Origin of the sequence: Microcoleus sp. CAWBG58 (assembly GCF_020883045.1) — a bacterium.
In the GTDB taxonomy this organism is placed as follows: Bacteria; Cyanobacteriota; Cyanobacteriia; order Cyanobacteriales; family Microcoleaceae; genus Microcoleus.
The window spans coordinates 1-17,059 of sequence record NZ_JAHRFA010000117.1 but is presented as its reverse complement, the minus strand read 5'-3'; the positions used below and the strand labels follow the sequence as shown (position 1 = coordinate 17,059).

Here is a 17,059-nt window from a genome sequence, read left to right as displayed (position 1 = left end):
TTCAATTAAATTACTAATTCATTATCTGAAATTTGGAGATGTTCCAATTCCCAATCAAAATAAGAGAAATCATTTTCGACCCCAATCTCATATTTTTTCTTCTCTCATACCCTGATTCAGCAACGCCGATTTTCTAAATATAATGTGCGTCGCCAGTAATAACTCTCGCTGCTACAACTATTAAGTCCAGGTACGTTGTTGCGCTTTAGCGCTCTTTCCAATATCCCAAAAAGAGCGCTGAAGCGCAACAACGTACCTGCTCAAAAATAAAATGCTAAGTCTTTAATTATAAGAGACGATTCCCTACGATCGCACCAGCAACTCCCCAAATCGAATACCTACTCTCGATACCAACCTCCCGGTTCAACCTCCAAATCCAGCATTTCTTTGAAATCAGCTAAATAGTTGAATATTTCCGCCCCCGCAGAATTTTCTTCATTTTTGAGTCCGCCCTGCCACACCTTTTTATCGAAGGTTCCGACAACAAAATAATCATTGCCGATCGCCTGCGGTGCGATTTTCTGCAAGCCTACTATCAATTCTGCCTCCAATTCATCTTGATGCGCCATAATTAACTCGCATTTCGAGCAGTAGCGACAGGTTTTTCCCTGTATGAGTGGGCCCAGGCCCTCAATCCAGATAAACAAAGCAAATTTCCGCAGATGTGTCAGTTTTTCACACTTCGGACATTTGCTCAACCGGATATCGCTATACGGGTTCAGCATGAAGGCATATCGAGGTTTTAATTTGCCAATGTCAGTTTTAGACTTAGCCATCGCAGTAATCCACGGAAAAATCAGTGATTTAATGTTAGCAGCAAGACATTCGATCGGACATAATATGATACAATCTTTGTTGCTTTTTGTATTGGCTGGAGTGTGCGAGATTGGCGGTGGCTACTTGTTTTGGCTGTGGTTGCGCGAAGGCAAAAGCCCTTGGTTAGCAGTAATTGGGATGGTTATCTTGGGGGTTTACGGAGTTCCACGCTGCAACCTGCTACTTTCGGACGGGCGTATGCGGCTTACGGGGGCGTTTTTATTGTGCTGTCGATTCTGTGGGGCCCGATTGTCGATCGCGTTGCTCCCGATAAATACGATTTACTGGGAGGGTGGATTGCATTGCTGGGTGTGTTAGTGATTGTGTACGCACCTCGCCGCTAGCAGCCGGAGCTCGGGGAATTATAGCATTTTCAATTTTCAATTATTGTAGAATGCAGCGGGCTCTCCAAGTCGATCGCCCTAAATACTGTTTGCAAAGTCGATCGGCTAAACTTAAACTTCAATTCTGGCGAAGGAGCAGCTATGCAAAAAGTAGCAGTATTTGGCAACACGGGAGGCGGTAAATCCACTCTCAGCAAGAGATTGTCGGACATCACTGGATTGCCGCTTCACATCTTAGACAAGATTCAATATCGATCGGGCGGCGCTGAGGTTCCAAAGGAAGATTTTAAGCGCGCCCATCAAGAAATTTTGCAGACTGACAGATGGGTTATTGACGGGTTTGGTTGCATGGAAACCCTCTGGCTGCGACTTGATGAGGCGGATACCTTGGTTTTTATCGATCTACCGCTATACGTGCATTTCTGGTGGGTGACTAAACGACTGATGTCGGGTTACTTTAAACCGCCCGCAGGCTGGCCGGAAAACACCCCAATATTAAAGAGTTCGATTACCAGTTACCGCACGCTTTGGTTGTGTGACAAATATTTGAGGCCAAAGTATCGCGAATATATCGATCGGGCGCGAAGTACCAAAAGTGTTTATCACATCACATCGACTGAGCAGATTTCGCAATTTTTTACATCAGTTGAAAACGAGTTTAACTTTAAAGATGGTGCAGCAGCCTCACCAGCGGATTAAAATTATATCACTCTTTGGGTTGAGGAACAATTCGCCCTAATTGCTGAGCAGTATCGATCCACTCCTGCACAATCAATGGTATGAGAGCATCCCGTTTTTGTAGGGGCGAAGCATTCGCGCTGAAAATCTATTTTATAATCGATAGGATACAGGCGCGAATGCTTCGCCCTTGGGGATATGTTTGCACAATCGCGATGCTCCCAATGTCTTTGCGGATATTAGCGATCCGGTGGAATGGCAGCGAGAATTGCGTCAAGATCGTCCGCTTCCAGGTAGGGATGAATAATATCGCACTTTGGGGAAGAAAAGGGCGATCGCACTTTGGGAAGAAAAGGGCGAGTGGCTGACTGATGAAAAAAGACAAGTTGCGATCGCCTACCTGATGACTTAAAATAGAAGATACATAGAGCTGCGTGGTCAAAATGGACAGAATCTCCGTCAACCCTCAAATTCACTTCGGTAAGCCTTGCATAGTGGGTACGCGCATTACTGTACAGAGCGTTCTCGAATTACTAAATGAAGGGCTTTCTTTTGGAGAGATTATCCGAGACTATTATCCCGATTTGGAAATAGATGATATTCGGGCTTGCTTGAGTTATGCGATCGCACATTTATTGACTGCTTTTTGCGTGATGTTCCACATAAGAGCGCAGCACAGCATTCATCAGAGATTGATAACCTTTTCCTTGACTTTTAAACCAATCTAATACATCGCGATCGACTCTTAAAGAAATAGCTTGTTTCGTTAGCGGTTTTACCAGTTTAGCTGTTTCCCAGAAACTCGCATCTAACTCAGGAAGATCGGAGGTATCGATCGCAGATTCTGGAATATTTTCTAATTCTTCAAGTCGTTTGGGCGAGATAGTCATATTCAAACGCCAGAAAATTGTATATACAAGACGTATTTACTTAGAGGATAGCATAAAGGGCGATCGCTTCCTACTCATCTGCATCCAATCCTGAAACGTCGGTGGCATAAGCGATCTGGCAAGCGATCGCTAGCTTCAGCAACTCGATCTCAAAATCCCTTGACACTATCAAATAGTTTGATATACCATTAGGCATGAGATGAACATCAAATGACAGGAGAGTATGAAAAAGAATCAAGATAGCATTTTTGATTTGTCGCCAAAAGAAGAAGCTGTACTCACATCAGTCTTTCACCGTGAACGTTACGGCTTGGAGATTATTGAGGCGGTGAAGGAGGCGAGTGGCGGGAAAATTAAACTCGGCTTTGGTTCCCTGTACCCAACCCTCCACAAGCTAGAGGAGAAAGGCTATTTAGACGCACGCTGGGGTGATGAGACGCCGGAAGAAAGAGGTGGTGCGCGACGGAGGTACTACAGGATTACAGGGTTAGGTATGAAAGTTCTGGCAGATAAAAAGCAATTTCTCAACGATGTGGCTGGGTGGGAACCAGCTTGGGGAGGGGTATAAGATGAACGAGAAAACGTTGTTAAGCCAAGACAAACGTATAATCGCCAGCATAGGTATCTCACTAATTTGCTTCATTATTGGTGATGTGCTGGGTATTGTCTGCCTTTTTTCTAACCCTACCCTAGCAAAAACCATATTTGGCATTGTTCTGTTTTGTCCTGCCAGTTTCCTACTTTTACTGGCACTTTTTTTTGTGCTTTATGGCGGTTTTCAGTGGAGTATTGATCCTGAAAAGGGTGCCAAAACTGGTCAGGCAATAATTATAAATGCAAGCCTTGCCAGTTTGGTTCCTGGTATCTTCATTTTGTTGAGTGACCTTACTTTGCTAAAAGTTCCATTTGGCATCCATTTGTTGTTTAGTTACTGCTTCTTACTGCTTTTGCTATTTGCAACGCAAGTTTACAGAGCACGGTCAGCCACACCAGAAGAAGATACGAAAGCTCGGTTCATTGCTTTTCTTGAAAATATCCTTCCAATACAATTTCAGGAAGAGTGGCTGGGTGATTTGCAGGAAAATTGGCTGGGTGATTTGCCAAAGAAGGATTATCAGTCAATCGAGCCAGATATCCATACCGCAGCAGGCATCCCTACGTGGTATACCCGGTTCATTGCATTCCTGAAGGATATCGTCCCGAAAGAAGATCATGAAGAGCTACTGGGTGATTGGCACGAGGGGCATAATGATTCAATCAAGGAAGCAATCAAGAAAGGAAATCCAATCGGAAAAGTATATTTCCAAATCTTAATCTTATTAGAGGGTTTAGATTTAATTCGCCCTTACCTCTGGTTGAAAGCTGGTAAGTTCGTTTCAAGATTGAGGACCAGAGCAAAATAGGTTTTCTTGGGATAGACGCTACAGCTAACAAGCAAGGGTGGAAATCTCAGAAAAAAGGCACCGCTAACTAACCGGGTGCCTGCATTGAATAAAACACACACCAATTCTAACATATGCGACAGCTTAAAAGTTCTCATGGTGTCAGAGTTCCGAACTCTCAACGCCGTCAGTTTTTTGCTACCCAAGTTTTACTGGTCAAGATGGCAATTATTTGCTTTGCAGGCGGCGTGGCTATTTACTATCAACACAGTGTAATAGTCGGCACATTCGTGTCAATGATTGCAGGGTGTACTGTAGAAATAATTGATGCTTGGCGCGAACAAAATAACGATCTAAAACCGAAAAAAAATGTGACGAGGGTGAAGTAATTTTATGTTAGGGGTAAGATAGATTTTACCCCTATTTCAATAATAATTTGGTTATAAAGGTAGGTACTGAACGCGGTTAACTAAATCTTCAGGTTCGCTCACCTTAGCAACAATTTCTAAGTCACGAATGCAATCTCCAAAAGTTAGATTCTGTTGATGGGCATAGATAACGCCAGCAAAATTTACTGCTTCTTGCTGGCGACTGTTAGCTATGGCTAAAAAATCGTCGTCTTGTGTAAAAACAACACGCTGAATATCCATTGCGCGATCGAGTATAATATGGTCTGGCGTGTTTTGATGGTTATCTTCTTGAGCTCTCAAAACATCTACATCTCTTTGTCTCAATCCCTTTGCAATCGGTAGAGGCACATTCTCATCCATGTACAAAGCTATACTCATTTAATTAGTCCTTGGGCGCGGAGTTTTTTCGCCAAAGGAGATTCACCAGCTTCTAATCGCAACTTTTCCGCATACTCGAATCGGCGCTGCATATCTGCATCAAGCTCTTGTTTATGATCCCAGTAGTAAGCTAAAGCAGAGTAAATTTTACTCAAAGTTAGGTGAGGATAGCTTTCCAGTAATTCTTCAGGACTCAAGCTGTAAGCTTTTACCGAAGTCATTAATTCAACTACTTTCATCGTAGTCCCTGTAATTATAGGCGTATTCTTCTCGTCTAATTCTACATATTTATATTCGGTTGCAGTTAGTGGCATAATTTACCTCGTTAATGGATCTAATTTAATTAGATAGTCGATCAGGTTCCTGTCCCAATACTTGGCAAAACTCTAGATAATCATCGATCGATTTTTGGAATTCTTCGCTAGCTTCTTCAATAGTTTGTGCTTTAAAAGTCACTACGTCATTAATATCAAGCACTCGCCCGAAAAGAATTTCCGCTTCTGAATCTACTTCAATGTTAGCACTGTAACCCTTGTAAGTCATCATGGTTGTAAAAATATATTTTTATGTAAATAATTGTGTGAAGTTGGATTTTGTGTTGAGGTATGATATCAAAAAATGATATAATTGTCAACTGCGAGAGATATCTTAATTTACCTAGTGTGAGGTCATCTCTCTAAGAACGCTATAAGATATAATGGAATTGCTGAAACTAAAATTTAAAGAGCCTTTGTGAGAAAATACCTCAAATCAGTAGCTATTGTTGGTGCAATCATCAGCACATGGAGCTTGGGCATTATTGGTAATACTTTAGCTCAGGAAAATACCTTCGATTTAGTCTTGAGAATTTTAAAAGGGGAAAACTGCCAAGGTTCTACGGAGATTAAATATCGCTCACAGAGTCTAATTTCACCAGACGGCAAAACTTCTGTTTATTATGACGTAGTTCTCAGAAGGTTAGGGCAGCCAGACAGTCGCTTAAGAGGTCCTGCAAGAACTAGATACTGTATGCCATTTAAAGGCAAAACTGTATCTGCAAGAATGATTATTCAGAAGGATTCTGGTCAAATCATTAAAGATTTGCCAATAGTCCCAGAACACCTTGTTTTGCTCACTCCAGTCTCTTTCTCTACTGAATCAAGATATTTGATTGAAGAATCACAAGTTTCTAATGGCTTTTCTTCCTATACCAGCTATAGGATTATTGATTCTAAAAACAACTTTAAACCGTTATCCTTGTCCCCTTGTCAGAAATCACAATTTGGTGGCCAGTATAAAGGCTTTATTTCAACCAATGAGATTGTTTTTGAATGTAATCATGATCAAAGAGCAGAAAAAATTTATGAAATTTTAAATTTGCAACAAAGATTTATTCGTTTAGAGTCAATACAATTTGAAAATCCAAATAGCCCGCCTACTTCAAATTATGGTTCTATCTCACGCCCATTTAGTGTTGTGAAAGTACAACAATTTCCCAAGTAATTACTCAATGAAAACAATCTTTACTACACCTATTTTATTAGCTTCTTTATTACTAGGTTTGGCTACTACAGCAATTGCTAGTGAAGGAGACTCTTGTTACTCAGAGTTAGCTGGATTAGCTGGACACATCAGAGATGATATTTGTGTCCCTCCTTATATTTTTGCAGGGAGTGCTTGGGCGAGAGTCAAGGGAATGAGGTATATATGGAACTACCTGCAAATTGCAGTTAATGCTGGTCGTCGTGGAGACTATGACACTGCATTGCTAAACTTTGAAAGAGCTATGCAAGCCTTAAGAAATAATCCAGTAGATCCCAGAGAAGCTAAGTCCATCAAAAGAGAACTAGATCGGGGATATAAAGCAGCGTGGAATGCAAAAGAAGCCATGAAAAGGGGAGATATTAACGCTGCTTATCGGACGTGGGTGACTATTAGTGGATGGAAGAAGAAGTAAAATTAGTTGTTATTGGATAACTGAGAAGATTTTCTAGCAACTATTCTGATATGTTGGTAGTTCACAAACCACTTGTCATTTCTAAAGAGTTGATCACTAACTTTCTTTTGAACATTTTTAAAAATTGCTTCCTTATTTATATGATTAAACATTTCAGTATTGAATGGTATCTGTTCAAGCCAGCTACGGATATCTACTCCGTACTCTAAGTCTAACTTTTTTGGAAAAATCTTATTAACAATTACTGTAAATCTTTGACTTGTCAGCAAATTGCAATATTCTTCTTGAGTCGGTAAGTACCAAGGAAAATCCTCATTAATATCAAAAGAATAATTTTCAGAACTCATAACTTGTTGAAGAGCTAATATAATTTCTTCAGCAGTACCGTGTCCATAAAATTCTGCAACAAACCGTCCGCCAGGTTTAAGTGCATTCCAAACAGAAGATATCACTTCTTTGGGTGTTTTTATATGATGAATTACATGATTTGAGAATACAGCATCGAATTCTTCATTAAAATTTAAACTAGCTGCGTCCATTACATGAAATTCTAAATCTCCATGAAATTCTAAATCTCCATAAGCCCTCCTTGCCTTATCCCATTCATCAGAAAAGGACTCACTATGATCAATACCAACTACTCTAGCTGCCTTTTCCTTTATAGCAATCTTTGTCGTTCTTTTCCCATCTCCACAGCCCAGATCAAGAATATGTTCATTCTCTTTGGGATTCAAAAGTTCCACTAAACTCATATCTTTAATCCGTAATCTACCTTTAGGTTGAGGGACAGATCTCCCTATTTCCTGAGCAGTCTCAATCCACTGCTGCATAATAATCTCTACATTTTGCACGGCTTCCTGATAAGTTTCCCCATCAGCAGCACATCCTGGTAATTCAGGTACTTCGGCAATAAATGCCTGGTCTTCGTCACTCCAATAAATGATTACTTCATACTTCATGATCATCTTGGTTAACCAATTTATATTTCAGAATTACTGCACGAACTTGCTTTACTTGATAAGCTTTAGCTTTTGATTGATCTGCTTTCTGCGGTTGGAGGTTGAGAATTTCTGCGACTCCCTCCTTCGTAAAAATATGGTGACTTCCCTTAATTCTTACCTCAAATCCTAATATCTGGAGTATTTGACATAAATCGCTAAAGGAAAAATTAGCATCGGATGCACCAAGCATCAGCTTAGCTAGAAGTTTGTTTATTTGAGTCATTAATTATTTTCATTATTGTCTGGGCGTTAATACTCTCATAAAATAGTGCAAGGGTATCAATTACCCCTACACTATTATAATTGAACTTACGCATCGAGGTTCAGAAACCGGGTTTTTTACGAAAATACTTGGTACTAACCCGCAGACTCGGTAAAAAACCCGGTTTCTTTGGTCATAGCGCACAACTTACGCCTGCACTAATTCAGGAACCTTACTCTACCCCCTCAATCCGGTCTTCCACCTCCTGATACAACTCACGCAACCTGTCCAAATTACTCTCCGAAGTCTCCCAATAACCCCGACCATTCACCTCAAGCAAAGTGCTGACAATCTTGCGGAAAGAGTGAGGATTCAAATTCAGCAAACGCTTCTGCATCTCCTCATCTTGGATAAACGTACCGTTCACATCCTCATACACCCAATTATCCACCGCGCCCGCAGTCGCACTCCATCCAGTCGTGTTCACCAGACGCTTAGAAATCTCCCGCACGCCTTCATATCCGTGCGATAACATCCCCTCGTACCACTTCGGATTCAGCAGCTTTGTCCGCGAATCTAAACGCACGGTTTCTGATAGCGTCCGTACCTGCGCGTTCGCTGTTGTTGTATCAGCAACAAAGGATGTTGGTTTCTTGCCATCTGCGCGCAAACTGCCGATTAATTTGGTCGGATCGGAGTCGAAATAGTGCGACACGTCGGTTAGCGAAATCTCCGCAGAATCCAAGTTCTGGAAGGTGACTTCAGCAGTTTTTAACGATGATTCAAAAATCTGCCTGTCTTGTTCCATTGTTCCGGGATTGTCGGAAGAAAAGGCGAAGGATTTGCGGGTTAGGTACATTTCCTGCAACTCGGCTTCGCTTTCCCATGTGCTGTTTTCTACCGCCAAGTTGACGTTAGATGAATAGGAACCTGAAGCGTTGGAAAAGACGCGGGTGGCTGCTTGGCGCAGGTTGATTCCCATTTCTTCGGCTTGCTTCAAGGCGTGTTTGCGGACGAAGTTCATCTCTAAGGGTTCGTCGGCTTCTGCTGCCATTTTCACCGCTTTATCTAACAGGTTCATTTGGTTGATGAACAAGTCGCGGAAGACGCCGGAACAGTTAATTACTACGTCGATTCGAGGCCGTCCCAATTCTTCTAAGGACAGCAATTCCAGTTTGTTGACGCGGCCCAAGGCATCGGGAACTGGCTTGACTCCCACCATCCACATTACTTGGGCGAGGGATTCGCCGTAAGTCTTGATGTTGTCGGTTCCCCACAGCACAACGGCGATGGTTTCGGGATAGTTGCCGCCGTTATCCAGGCGCTGTCTTTCTAATAGCCGATCGACTACAACCTTAGCAGACTTCACCGCACCCGTCGTCGGGATTGACTGCGGATCCAAAGCGTGCATATTCTTGCCAGTCGGCAAAACATCCGGGTTGCGAATCGGATCGCCGCCCGGGCCAGGGACAATAAACTCGCCTTCTAACGCCCGCAACAAAGCGCCTAATTCGTTGTCGGCACAAACTTGCTGCAAGCAGAATTCGAGATACTCAAACAGCGGTTTAATCGGTTCTGGATCGACTTTTTTGTAACCGGCGGCGTGCAAGGAATCAATCCAAGGTGTTTTCTTGCCCATGTTGAAGAAATTTAACTTGGAAACTAGGGAAACTCTGCCCTCCGCATCGGTTTGTTCCTTCACCAAAGCGCCCACGGCTTCCCGACAGGCTAAGGTGATATTTTGCAGCAATTCGACATCAGTTAAAATGCCTCGATCGCTATTGGTGTAAATTTCCTCGATATCGCGTCCCAGACTGTTAGCGATAATTCGCGGTAAGCTGATCAGGTTGTCTTCTTCGCGGTCTAAATTGGCAATATTTACCAAAGTTGCGATCGCCTCTTCCGCAGTCGGCGGCTTCCCGATCACGTGCAAACCGCAAGGTAACAACCGCGATTCAATCTCCATCAACTTGCGGTAAACCAAGCCAACTAAATTGTCTCTTTCCTCCGCAGTCATGCCCGCAGCAACCCCTCTTTCCTGTTCCGGAGGTAGGGCGATATCCTTGTCTAAATTGACCAAACGGCATTTTTCGACGATCGCATCTACGATCGGCACACCCCGGCCCGTATCCTTCAAAGTTTGATAGGAAGCAATCAACTCGCTGAGTTCCTGCAAACCTTTATACAAACCAGCATTTTCAGCCGGAGGAGTCAGATAGCTGATGGTTTCAGCATAACTGCGACGCTTAGCAATTGTTGCTTCGCTGGGATTGTTGGCGGCGTAATAATAAAGGTTAGGAATTTTGCCGATCAAACTGTCGGGATAACAATCGATAGACATTCCCATCTGCTTACCAGGCATGAATTCTAGGGAACCGTGAGTGCCAAAGTGCAGCACCGCATCCGCACCCCAAATGCGCTCTAAATAAGTGTAGTAAGCAGCAAAACCGTGGTGCGGACTTGCAGAACGAGAGAATAACAACCGCATCGGATCGCCTTCGTATCCAAAGGTAGGTTGCACTCCAATAAATACGTTGCCGAAATGTTTGCCGAAAATCAGCAAGTTTTGTCCGTCGCTGTTCAAATGTCCCGGAGGCGGGCCCCAGTTTTCTTGCAAACGTTCCGAATAAGGAGTGAATTCTTCGTATTCAGCTACCGACATCCGGTAAGCAATATTCAATTCCGGACTTTGATATTGCGCTGTTGCGTCGTGGATGACTTCTTGCATCAGCTTTTCGGCGGAATCCGGCAGTTCTGGCAAGTCGTAACCGTTGCCTTTTAGGGCTTTCAATACTTCGTAAATTGAGCCGAAAACGTCGAGGTAAGCGGCTGTGCCGACGTTGCCTTTGTCCGGTGGAAAACTGAAGACTGTGATTGCAACTTTCTTGTCTAATTTTGGTTTGCGGCGCAGCATTGCCCACTTCATGGAACGCTGGGCGATCGCCTCGATTCTATCTTGCAGCGCGATCGCCTTTCCAGTTGCGCCATCTCTACCCGACAAAATAATCGGTTCGATCGCACCATCCAACTCAGGAATCGCAACTTGCAAAGCAACTTGAATCGGGTGCAAGCCCAAATCGCTATTTTCCCACTCTTCCGTCGTTTGGAAAACCAGCGGCAAAGCCACCATATAAGGGCAGTTGAGCTTTTTCAAAGTCTCGATCGCCTTTGGGTGATCCTGTTTCGCCGGGCCGCCCACCAACGCAAAACCAGTTAGAGAAACTACCGCATCTACGATCGGCAGCGGTGCCACACCTTTGGGCCCAACTTCCAAGAAAAAGCTTTCAACCGGTTTCGAGAAGTCCAAACCGCCTGCAAAAATCGGTAACACCCGCGCCCCCATTGCCTCCAATTCCTGCACAATTGCTACGTAGTGCGCGTCATCTCCAGTAACTAAGTGAGTGCGCTGCAACACTAAACCGATGCAAAGTGCGAGGGGATCTTTGAGGTCTGCGGAAATATCTTTGCGGGCATTATACCAGGCGAGATATCCTTTGACATCCTCAAACATTCCTGGTGCTAAAGGATGCCAAATCCCCATATCCGGGTAAACAACTGGCTCTTGAAAACTTAACTGTTCCTGGCCTTTGAATACATATTTATGTGACAGCATCAGCAAGAAGTTTTCCAAGTTTTCTTGGGAACCGCCCAGCCAATACTGGAAACTTAGCATGAAGTTGCGGGCATCTTGAGCTTTGTCGATCGGCAAATATTTCAGGACTTTCGGCAAAGTTTGCAGCAGTTTCAGCATTCCGTCTTGGAAGGAACTCCCGGACTTTTCCTTCCGTTTTTTCATGAATTCGCCGATCGCGCTTTTGCTTTGTCCCAACTGCGCCATCGAGAAACTGCCCATTTTATTGAGTCGCATCACCCCGGGCATCGACGGGAAGACGACAGCGACATCTAAGCTGTCGCGCAGCGGTTCCACAGCCGCTACCACTTTTTCGGCCAAATCTTCGATAAAAATTAGAGAAGCAATAAATACATTGGCATCAGCTACATCCCGCTTAAAGGCCTCGTAATTTTCCGGGCTGCGAAGTTCTTCGATCAGATAGCCGCTGATTTCTATTGCCAGATTCGGATTTTTGTTATTTATCGCTCGAACCGCTGCCGAGAGGGCGCTTTGATACTGCGGTTCCAGTACGACATAGACCACCTTCATGAGCGATCGCCCCTGCAAGTTTTCCGGCACGACGTGGCGAATGGTGGGCTTGACGTGAGTGAACATCCGGTTAGGCTCCTTATAAGATGCTGTTTTCGGCAATCGGGAATTTTTTTGTCCCCTAAGCATTTTTACCAGAAAACGCTTGCCATTAGCTGATTTGAGCCTACATATGACACAATTCGACAAATTTATTGCAATTTTTAGTTACATTATTTTACAAATTCGTTGAGCAACTGCTCCAAATTATCTTTACAAATATTTACTTGACATTAGTCTCTTAATATGTTTTCTGGCTAAAATGGGAATTAAGAAACAAAAAATCAACAAATCTTTGAGAAAAACGCTCCTGAGAAAAGTTCCGAAGTTTGTAGAAGTAATCCAACAGGCGATCGAGCAATTAATTAATCCCATAAAGTCATAAGTTCCGAATTTATCACCGTTCTTTCGGATGAGTGCGCTATTAGAAAACTTCATATTTTGCCGGGAACTTAAAACGGTTGCAGAAACTCTGTATTGTATAAGTTCGCGATCGGCGATCGAACTCAGGTGAAATTAATTGCTGTTGATTGTCAAGCTCATCAAAACCCTAGGGGGACAATATGGCTAACTACGCAATTTTCGACGAAAAATACTACCTTTCACAATATCCTTGGATCAAACCGGCGATTGATGCCGGAGTAATCGCATCCGGCAGAGAACACTTTGAAAAATTTGGTAGAGCGGGTGGTTTAACTAAAGTATCGCGTTATTTTGACGAAGCTACTTACCTTGCAGGCAACCCAGATCTCGCACCCTTTGTCAAAACTGTCAACCCAAACGCACCTTTTGCAACAGGACTCGATCACTTTATTCAGTTCGGTTACGATGAAGGACAGCGCCGCGCTAAAGTATCGCCTGAATACAACGAAGATTTTTATTTAGCAAGTAACCCAGAATTGCGATCGTTTATCGGGGCTAATGCACCTTTCAAATCAGGATACCAGCATTTCATTCAATTCGGTGCCAAAGAAGGTCGGTTTGGGACTTCATTTTTTGAACCGGAATACTTAAAGAAAAATCCCGACATTGTACCGTTTGTCAACTCTGGAAACTTGAAAACTGGTCGGGAACACTACTTTAATTTCGGGAAAAACGAGCCAAGCCGCGATGCAACTTTTGTAGGCAGCCGCAGCAACGATGTTCTCACTGGGATTGGCGTGGGGAATACCGAACTTGTGGGAGTAGAAGTAGGTATCGCTCCCAACGGTAATCGCCAGTATGAAAGCTTTGGAACTAATGAATTCGATGTCCTAATTGGCAGCCCGGGAGTTGATACATTCGTCCTCGGAGTTCCTGCATCAGCCGGGAATCCCTCCGCGGTACCGCTGTATTTGGGTAACGGTCAAGCTACTATTAGGAACTTCAACGCAGTAGACGATTTGATTCAACTGCAAGGAAATTCTTTAAACGACGGTTACAGCCTGACTCCTGTTGGCGGCAATTTGTCAATCCAGCGTTTTGGAGATGTGCTGGGCGTGATTGAAGGAGGAGCAGGTTTGAATTTGGGATTCCAACAATCTAATGGTAACGGTACTTTTGCGATCGGTTAGTCATTGGTCATTGGTCATTGGTCATTAGTCATTGGTCATTAGTTAAGACTGATGATTGATGACTTATTTATTTGTTGTGGGCTAATGTGCTATTAAAAAGTACGATCATCTGCGAGGGCTTCGCTAACGCACTTTAAATCATTAAAGGAGCAACGATGAATTACGACATTTTTGACGAAAAATACTACCTATCGCAATATCCTTGGATCAAACCAGCTATTGATGCGGGAATTATCAAATCTGGCAGAGAACACTTTGAAAAATTCGGTCAAGCAGCCGGCCTAATAAAAGTATCGCGGTATTTTGACGAAGATACCTATCTCGCTCAGAATCAAGATGTTAGACCATTTGTTCGCGGGGAAAGCAATCCAAATGGACGGTTTGCTTCAGGTTTAGACCATTTTATCCAATACGGTTATGAAGATGGACGCACGGGAGTATCGGTTGATTATGACGAAGCATTTTACAGGGCCAATAACCGAGATTTGCAACCGTTTATTCAGAATGGAACGTTTAAAAATGGCTATGAGCATTTTATTAAATTTGGTGCAAAAGAAGGTCGATTCGGAACTTCATTTCTTGAAACTGAATACTTAATTAAAAACCCCGACCTCGTGCCATTCATCAACTCTGGATTCTTGAAAACAGGTCGGGAACACTACTTTAATTACTGGAAAAGCAATCCGACACGTTTAGGAACTTTTGTCGGCACCTCGGGGAATGATACGATCTCGGGAGGTCCGGGTAAGGCCGAACTGATAGGAGTAGAAGTAGGTATCCGGAACGGCAATCGCTATTATGAAAGCTACGGTATCAATGAATTCGATGTCCTGACTGGCGGACTGAGTTCAGATACTTTTGTACTGGGATATTCTGTTCCTTTTGCCGGATCTCCCACCGGCACTACTTCCTTCACACTGTATTCGGGTAACGGTCAAGCTACTATTGAGAGATTCGACACCGGCAACGATTTTATCCAACTGCAAGGCGTTGACAGCGCTTCTTTGGGTATTTACGATCTGATTCCCATTGGCAATAATTTGTCTATCCAGCGTGGGGGAGATGTAATCGGCGTAGTTGAAGGAGGAGCAAGTTTGAACTTGACTTTTAAAAAATCTAACGGTGACGGAACATTCTTGATTGGTTAGTCATCAAATTTATCGATCGGACTTTCGCTACTACGTAGGAGTTGAAAAACCTGCGGTTTTCAGATTATTTGGCAAAAATCATGGCAAACTACGACATTTTTGACGAACAATACTACCTTTCACAATATCCGTGGGTGAAACCAGCTATTGATGCAGGAATTATTAAATCCGGCAGAGAACACTTTGAAAAATATGGTCAAGCTGGCGGCCTCACCGCAGTATCGCGTTACTTTGACGAACAAACCTATCTAGCTCAAAATCAAGATCTTGTTCCCTCAATCCGCAACTCAAGCAATCCAAACGCGCCTTTTGCTTCTGGTTTAGACCACTTTATCCAGTTTGGTTACGAACAAGGCCGCACGCGAGTATCGCCTGACTACGACGAAGCATTTTATTTAAAACGATACCCCGTACTTGTGCCGTTTGTACAAAACGGAACTTTTAAATCTGGTTTAGAACACTTCATCAAATTCGGAGCCAAAGAAGGTCTGTATGCGAGCACATTTTTTGAATCAGAATACTTGCGGGAACGCCCCGGTGTAGCAACAGCAGTCAAGGCGGGAGTGTTCAAAACAGGCGCAGAACACTACCGAAAATTCGGGCAATTTGAGCCCGCTCTTCGCTTTGCCGATGTGAATTTTTTCGGAACTTCCGGTAATGATATCGTCCAGGGTTTCGGGGTAGAAAATGTGAACATATTTGGAGTTCAATATGTTTTAGACGCTAACGGCAGCCGACAGTTTCAAAGTGACGGCAGAGATGAATTCGATACTCTCATTGGCGGTAGCGGTCGCGATAACTTCGTGTTGGCAGTTACCGTCCCAGGTATAGGCGGTAGCAGACCGACGCCTGTCAGTCGGCAGTTCTACCAGGGGCCAGGTTTTGCTAAAATTCAAAACTTTACCCAAGGTCAGGATTCGATCCTGCTCGGCTCTACATCATTCGATAAATACATTGTGTTTCCCATCAACAATAATCGAGATTTAGCCATCCAAACAAACGGCTTGCCATTTTTTACACCAAATGGAGGCGACCAACTTAGTTATGGTGATACGATCGCGGTTATTGAAGGCGGTGGAAATCTCACTTTGAAGCCGTTGTTTATACCAGATAAAATTGGCACTTTTGTCGGCTAGAAATCCAGAAGCGATTAATTAGTCGGTGTTGAGTTTGTTTGCTGCGATCGCTCATGTACAAAAATGGCGATCGCACTTTTCATGGCAATCAAAACCATTAGATGCGATGTAATATAAATTAACCTGACAGCAGAATAAAGGGAGATGTTATAATACCAACCTCCCTTAAATTCCACGATGTAAAATTAAATCATTTGCGAAAATAATGGCAAACTACGACATTTTTGACGAAAAATACTACCTCGCCCAATATCCGTGGTTGAAACCAGCCATTGATGCAGGAATTATCAAATCCGGCAGAGAACACTTTGAAAAATTCGGTCAAGACGGTGCCCTAACTAAAGTATCACGCTATTTTGACGAAGCTACTTACCTCGCTGGCAACCCAGACATCGCTGCCTTAGTCTACAGTCGCAACAACCGAAGCGCGCCTTTTGCAAGTGGATTAGACCACTTTATCAAATTTGGTTACGAAGAAGGTCGATCGCGCGTATCGCCTGAGTACAACGAAAATTTTTATTTAGCAAATAATTCAGACCTTCGACCTTTCGTTCAGAACGGAACTTTCAAATCAGGATACCAGCATTTCATTGAATTCGGAGTCAAAGAAGGTCGGTTTGGGACTTCTTTTTTGGAACCGGAATACTTAAAGAAAAACCCTGATATTGTCTCATTTGTCAACTCTGGAGCTTTGAAAACAGGTCGCGAACACTACTTCAATTTTGCAGGAAACGATCTTAGCCGTTCTGCAACTTTTATCGGAAGTTCCGGCAATGACATTGTAACTGGCTCCGGGGTGGGGAATGCCGAATTAATTGGAGTTGAAATAGGTATAGAGCGTTTTTATGGTGCCCGATTGGTATCGGCTCAATAAGTAGGGGTAGCAGTTAATCTGGCTGCCAAGACAATCCCAAGGGATAAAGAGCAGATTTGGAGCGAATAATAGTGGACAGAGAGGGAATAACTCCAAGTTGAGAAATTCGG

At 43.3% G+C, this 17,059-nt stretch carries 19 protein-coding genes and 2 pseudogenes; 12 read left to right on the top strand and 9 right to left on the bottom strand.

Annotation, left to right across the window (positions count from 1 at the left end; translation table 11 throughout):
* Positions 1 to 338 precede the first annotated feature (338 nt).
* Entirely contained in the window at positions 339 to 776 is a 438-nt protein-coding gene (locus QZ918_RS30615; RefSeq protein ID WP_293342255.1) for a hypothetical protein, read from the bottom strand.
* Between QZ918_RS30615 and QZ918_RS30610 the strand changes: the two are divergent.
* The 3 genes and pseudogenes from QZ918_RS30610 (at position 724) to QZ918_RS30600 (ending at position 2,566) form a co-directional block, all read left to right on the top strand.
* Positions 724 to 1,160, top strand: a pseudogene (locus QZ918_RS30610) (YnfA family protein). The gene QZ918_RS30615 and the pseudogene QZ918_RS30610 sit on opposite strands and share 53 nt — an antisense overlap.
* Positions 1,161 to 1,301: 141 nt before the next feature.
* A complete protein-coding gene (locus QZ918_RS30605; RefSeq protein ID WP_293342252.1) occupies positions 1,302 to 1,859 on the top strand; it encodes a P-loop NTPase family protein in 558 nt (185 codons plus the stop codon).
* Between the two features lie 422 nt (positions 1,860 to 2,281).
* Positions 2,282 to 2,566: a DUF433 domain-containing protein gene (locus QZ918_RS30600; RefSeq protein WP_293342249.1), complete on the top strand. Its 285-nt coding sequence runs from the start codon at positions 2,282 to 2,284 to the stop codon at positions 2,564 to 2,566.
* Here QZ918_RS30600 and QZ918_RS30595 read toward each other — a convergent pair.
* Entirely contained in the window at positions 2,471 to 2,728 is a 258-nt protein-coding gene (locus QZ918_RS30595; RefSeq protein WP_293342246.1) for a BrnA antitoxin family protein, read from the bottom strand. The genes QZ918_RS30600 and QZ918_RS30595 overlap by 96 nt on opposite strands.
* Before the next feature lie 223 nt (positions 2,729 to 2,951).
* Between QZ918_RS30595 and QZ918_RS30590 the strand changes: the two genes are divergently transcribed.
* The 3 genes from QZ918_RS30590 (at position 2,952) to QZ918_RS30580 (ending at position 4,499) form a co-directional block, all read left to right on the top strand.
* Positions 2,952 to 3,296: a PadR family transcriptional regulator gene (locus QZ918_RS30590; RefSeq protein WP_293342243.1), complete on the top strand. Its 345-nt coding sequence runs from the start codon at positions 2,952 to 2,954 to the stop codon at positions 3,294 to 3,296.
* A gap of 1 nt (position 3,297) precedes the next feature.
* Positions 3,298 to 4,131 (top strand): hypothetical protein, encoded by an 834-nt coding sequence (locus QZ918_RS30585; RefSeq protein ID WP_293342240.1) that lies wholly within the window; start codon positions 3,298 to 3,300, stop codon positions 4,129 to 4,131.
* Positions 4,132 to 4,244: 113 nt separating this feature from the next.
* The gene (locus QZ918_RS30580; RefSeq protein WP_293342238.1) at positions 4,245 to 4,499 is read left to right on the top strand and encodes a hypothetical protein; all 255 of its coding nucleotides are present in this window, start codon (positions 4,245 to 4,247) and stop codon (positions 4,497 to 4,499) included.
* 51 nt (positions 4,500 to 4,550) lie between these two features.
* Here QZ918_RS30580 and QZ918_RS30575 read toward each other — a convergent pair whose 3' ends face one another.
* The 3 genes from QZ918_RS30575 to QZ918_RS30565 are packed head-to-tail and all read right to left on the bottom strand — an operon-like array spanning position 4,551 to position 5,444.
* Complete coding sequence (locus QZ918_RS30575; RefSeq protein WP_293342235.1) at positions 4,551 to 4,898, bottom strand: DUF5615 family PIN-like protein; 348 nt, start codon at positions 4,896 to 4,898, stop codon at positions 4,551 to 4,553.
* Positions 4,895 to 5,212 (bottom strand): DUF433 domain-containing protein, encoded by a 318-nt coding sequence (locus QZ918_RS30570; protein ID WP_293342232.1) that lies wholly within the window; start codon positions 5,210 to 5,212, stop codon positions 4,895 to 4,897. The genes QZ918_RS30575 and QZ918_RS30570 overlap by 4 nt, the downstream gene beginning before the upstream one ends.
* A 25-nt stretch (positions 5,213 to 5,237) precedes the next feature.
* A complete protein-coding gene (locus QZ918_RS30565) occupies positions 5,238 to 5,444 on the bottom strand; it encodes a type II toxin-antitoxin system HicB family antitoxin (protein WP_293342229.1) in 207 nt (68 codons plus the stop codon).
* A 186-nt stretch (positions 5,445 to 5,630) separates the two neighbouring features.
* On the opposite strand from QZ918_RS30565, the gene QZ918_RS30560 reads away from it, so the two are divergent.
* Positions 5,631 to 6,380 (top strand): hypothetical protein, encoded by a 750-nt coding sequence (locus QZ918_RS30560; RefSeq protein ID WP_293342226.1) that lies wholly within the window; start codon positions 5,631 to 5,633, stop codon positions 6,378 to 6,380.
* A 7-nt stretch (positions 6,381 to 6,387) separates the two neighbouring features.
* On the top strand, positions 6,388 to 6,834 hold the full coding sequence (locus tag QZ918_RS30555) for a hypothetical protein (protein WP_293342223.1): 447 nt from the start codon (positions 6,388 to 6,390) through the stop codon (positions 6,832 to 6,834).
* Between the two features lie 2 nt (positions 6,835 to 6,836).
* Here QZ918_RS30555 and QZ918_RS30550 read toward each other — a convergent pair whose 3' ends face one another.
* The 3 genes from QZ918_RS30550 to QZ918_RS30540 all read right to left on the bottom strand — a co-directional run bounded on the left by QZ918_RS30550 (position 6,837) and on the right by QZ918_RS30540 (position 12,265).
* Positions 6,837 to 7,793 (bottom strand): methyltransferase domain-containing protein, encoded by a 957-nt coding sequence (locus QZ918_RS30550; protein ID WP_293342220.1) that lies wholly within the window; start codon positions 7,791 to 7,793, stop codon positions 6,837 to 6,839.
* Positions 7,783 to 8,058, bottom strand: a complete 276-nt coding sequence (locus QZ918_RS30545) for a type II toxin-antitoxin system HicA family toxin (RefSeq protein ID WP_293342217.1) — start codon at positions 8,056 to 8,058, stop codon at positions 7,783 to 7,785. Before QZ918_RS30545 ends, QZ918_RS30550 begins: the two co-directional genes overlap by 11 nt.
* Positions 8,059 to 8,269: 211 nt before the next feature.
* A complete protein-coding gene (locus QZ918_RS30540; protein ID WP_293342214.1) occupies positions 8,270 to 12,265 on the bottom strand; it encodes a magnesium chelatase subunit H in 3,996 nt (1,331 codons plus the stop codon).
* A 536-nt stretch (positions 12,266 to 12,801) separates the two neighbouring features.
* Between QZ918_RS30540 and QZ918_RS30535 the strand changes: the two genes are divergently transcribed.
* The 3 genes from QZ918_RS30535 to QZ918_RS30525 all read left to right on the top strand — a co-directional run bounded on the left by QZ918_RS30535 (position 12,802) and on the right by QZ918_RS30525 (position 16,075).
* Complete coding sequence (locus QZ918_RS30535; RefSeq protein WP_293342211.1) at positions 12,802 to 13,791, top strand: calcium-binding protein; 990 nt, start codon at positions 12,802 to 12,804, stop codon at positions 13,789 to 13,791.
* Positions 13,792 to 13,946: 155 nt separating this feature from the next.
* On the top strand, positions 13,947 to 14,939 hold the full coding sequence (locus QZ918_RS30530) for a calcium-binding protein (protein WP_293342209.1): 993 nt from the start codon (positions 13,947 to 13,949) through the stop codon (positions 14,937 to 14,939).
* 80 nt (positions 14,940 to 15,019) lie between these two features.
* Positions 15,020 to 16,075 (top strand): calcium-binding protein, encoded by a 1,056-nt coding sequence (locus tag QZ918_RS30525; RefSeq protein ID WP_293342206.1) that lies wholly within the window; start codon positions 15,020 to 15,022, stop codon positions 16,073 to 16,075.
* A 14-nt stretch (positions 16,076 to 16,089) separates the two neighbouring features.
* On the opposite strand, the gene QZ918_RS30520 is transcribed toward QZ918_RS30525, so the two are convergent.
* Positions 16,090 to 16,251, bottom strand: coding sequence for a hypothetical protein (locus QZ918_RS30520; protein ID WP_293342203.1), 162 nt, complete (start codon positions 16,249 to 16,251; stop codon positions 16,090 to 16,092).
* Positions 16,252 to 16,280: 29 nt separating this feature from the next.
* On the opposite strand from QZ918_RS30520, the pseudogene QZ918_RS30515 reads away from it, so the two are divergent.
* Positions 16,281 to 16,913: pseudogene (locus QZ918_RS30515) on the top strand (calcium-binding protein); the annotation flags it as partial.
* Between the last annotated feature and the right edge of the window lie 146 nt (positions 16,914 to 17,059).

Coding starts and splice junctions, on each gene's coding strand:
- QZ918_RS30615 (WP_293342255.1), bottom strand. CDS start 776: ATGGCTAAGTCTAAAACTGACATTGGCAAATTAAAACCTCGATATGCC.
- QZ918_RS30605 (WP_293342252.1), top strand. CDS start 1,302: ATGCAAAAAGTAGCAGTATTTGGCAACACGGGAGGCGGTAAATCCACT.
- QZ918_RS30600 (WP_293342249.1), top strand. CDS start 2,282: ATGGACAGAATCTCCGTCAACCCTCAAATTCACTTCGGTAAGCCTTGC.
- QZ918_RS30595 (WP_293342246.1), bottom strand. CDS start 2,728: ATGACTATCTCGCCCAAACGACTTGAAGAATTAGAAAATATTCCAGAA.
- QZ918_RS30590 (WP_293342243.1), top strand. CDS start 2,952: ATGAAAAAGAATCAAGATAGCATTTTTGATTTGTCGCCAAAAGAAGAA.
- QZ918_RS30585 (WP_293342240.1), top strand. CDS start 3,298: ATGAACGAGAAAACGTTGTTAAGCCAAGACAAACGTATAATCGCCAGC.
- QZ918_RS30580 (WP_293342238.1), top strand. CDS start 4,245: ATGCGACAGCTTAAAAGTTCTCATGGTGTCAGAGTTCCGAACTCTCAA.
- QZ918_RS30575 (WP_293342235.1), bottom strand. CDS start 4,898: ATGAGTATAGCTTTGTACATGGATGAGAATGTGCCTCTACCGATTGCA.
- QZ918_RS30570 (WP_293342232.1), bottom strand. CDS start 5,212: ATGCCACTAACTGCAACCGAATATAAATATGTAGAATTAGACGAGAAG.
- QZ918_RS30565 (WP_293342229.1), bottom strand. CDS start 5,444: ATGATGACTTACAAGGGTTACAGTGCTAACATTGAAGTAGATTCAGAA.
- QZ918_RS30555 (WP_293342223.1), top strand. CDS start 6,388: ATGAAAACAATCTTTACTACACCTATTTTATTAGCTTCTTTATTACTA.
- QZ918_RS30550 (WP_293342220.1), bottom strand. CDS start 7,793: ATGAAGTATGAAGTAATCATTTATTGGAGTGACGAAGACCAGGCATTT.
- QZ918_RS30545 (WP_293342217.1), bottom strand. CDS start 8,058: ATGACTCAAATAAACAAACTTCTAGCTAAGCTGATGCTTGGTGCATCC.
- QZ918_RS30540 (WP_293342214.1), bottom strand. CDS start 12,265: ATGTTCACTCACGTCAAGCCCACCATTCGCCACGTCGTGCCGGAAAAC.
- QZ918_RS30535 (WP_293342211.1), top strand. CDS start 12,802: ATGGCTAACTACGCAATTTTCGACGAAAAATACTACCTTTCACAATAT.
- QZ918_RS30530 (WP_293342209.1), top strand. CDS start 13,947: ATGAATTACGACATTTTTGACGAAAAATACTACCTATCGCAATATCCT.
- QZ918_RS30525 (WP_293342206.1), top strand. CDS start 15,020: ATGGCAAACTACGACATTTTTGACGAACAATACTACCTTTCACAATAT.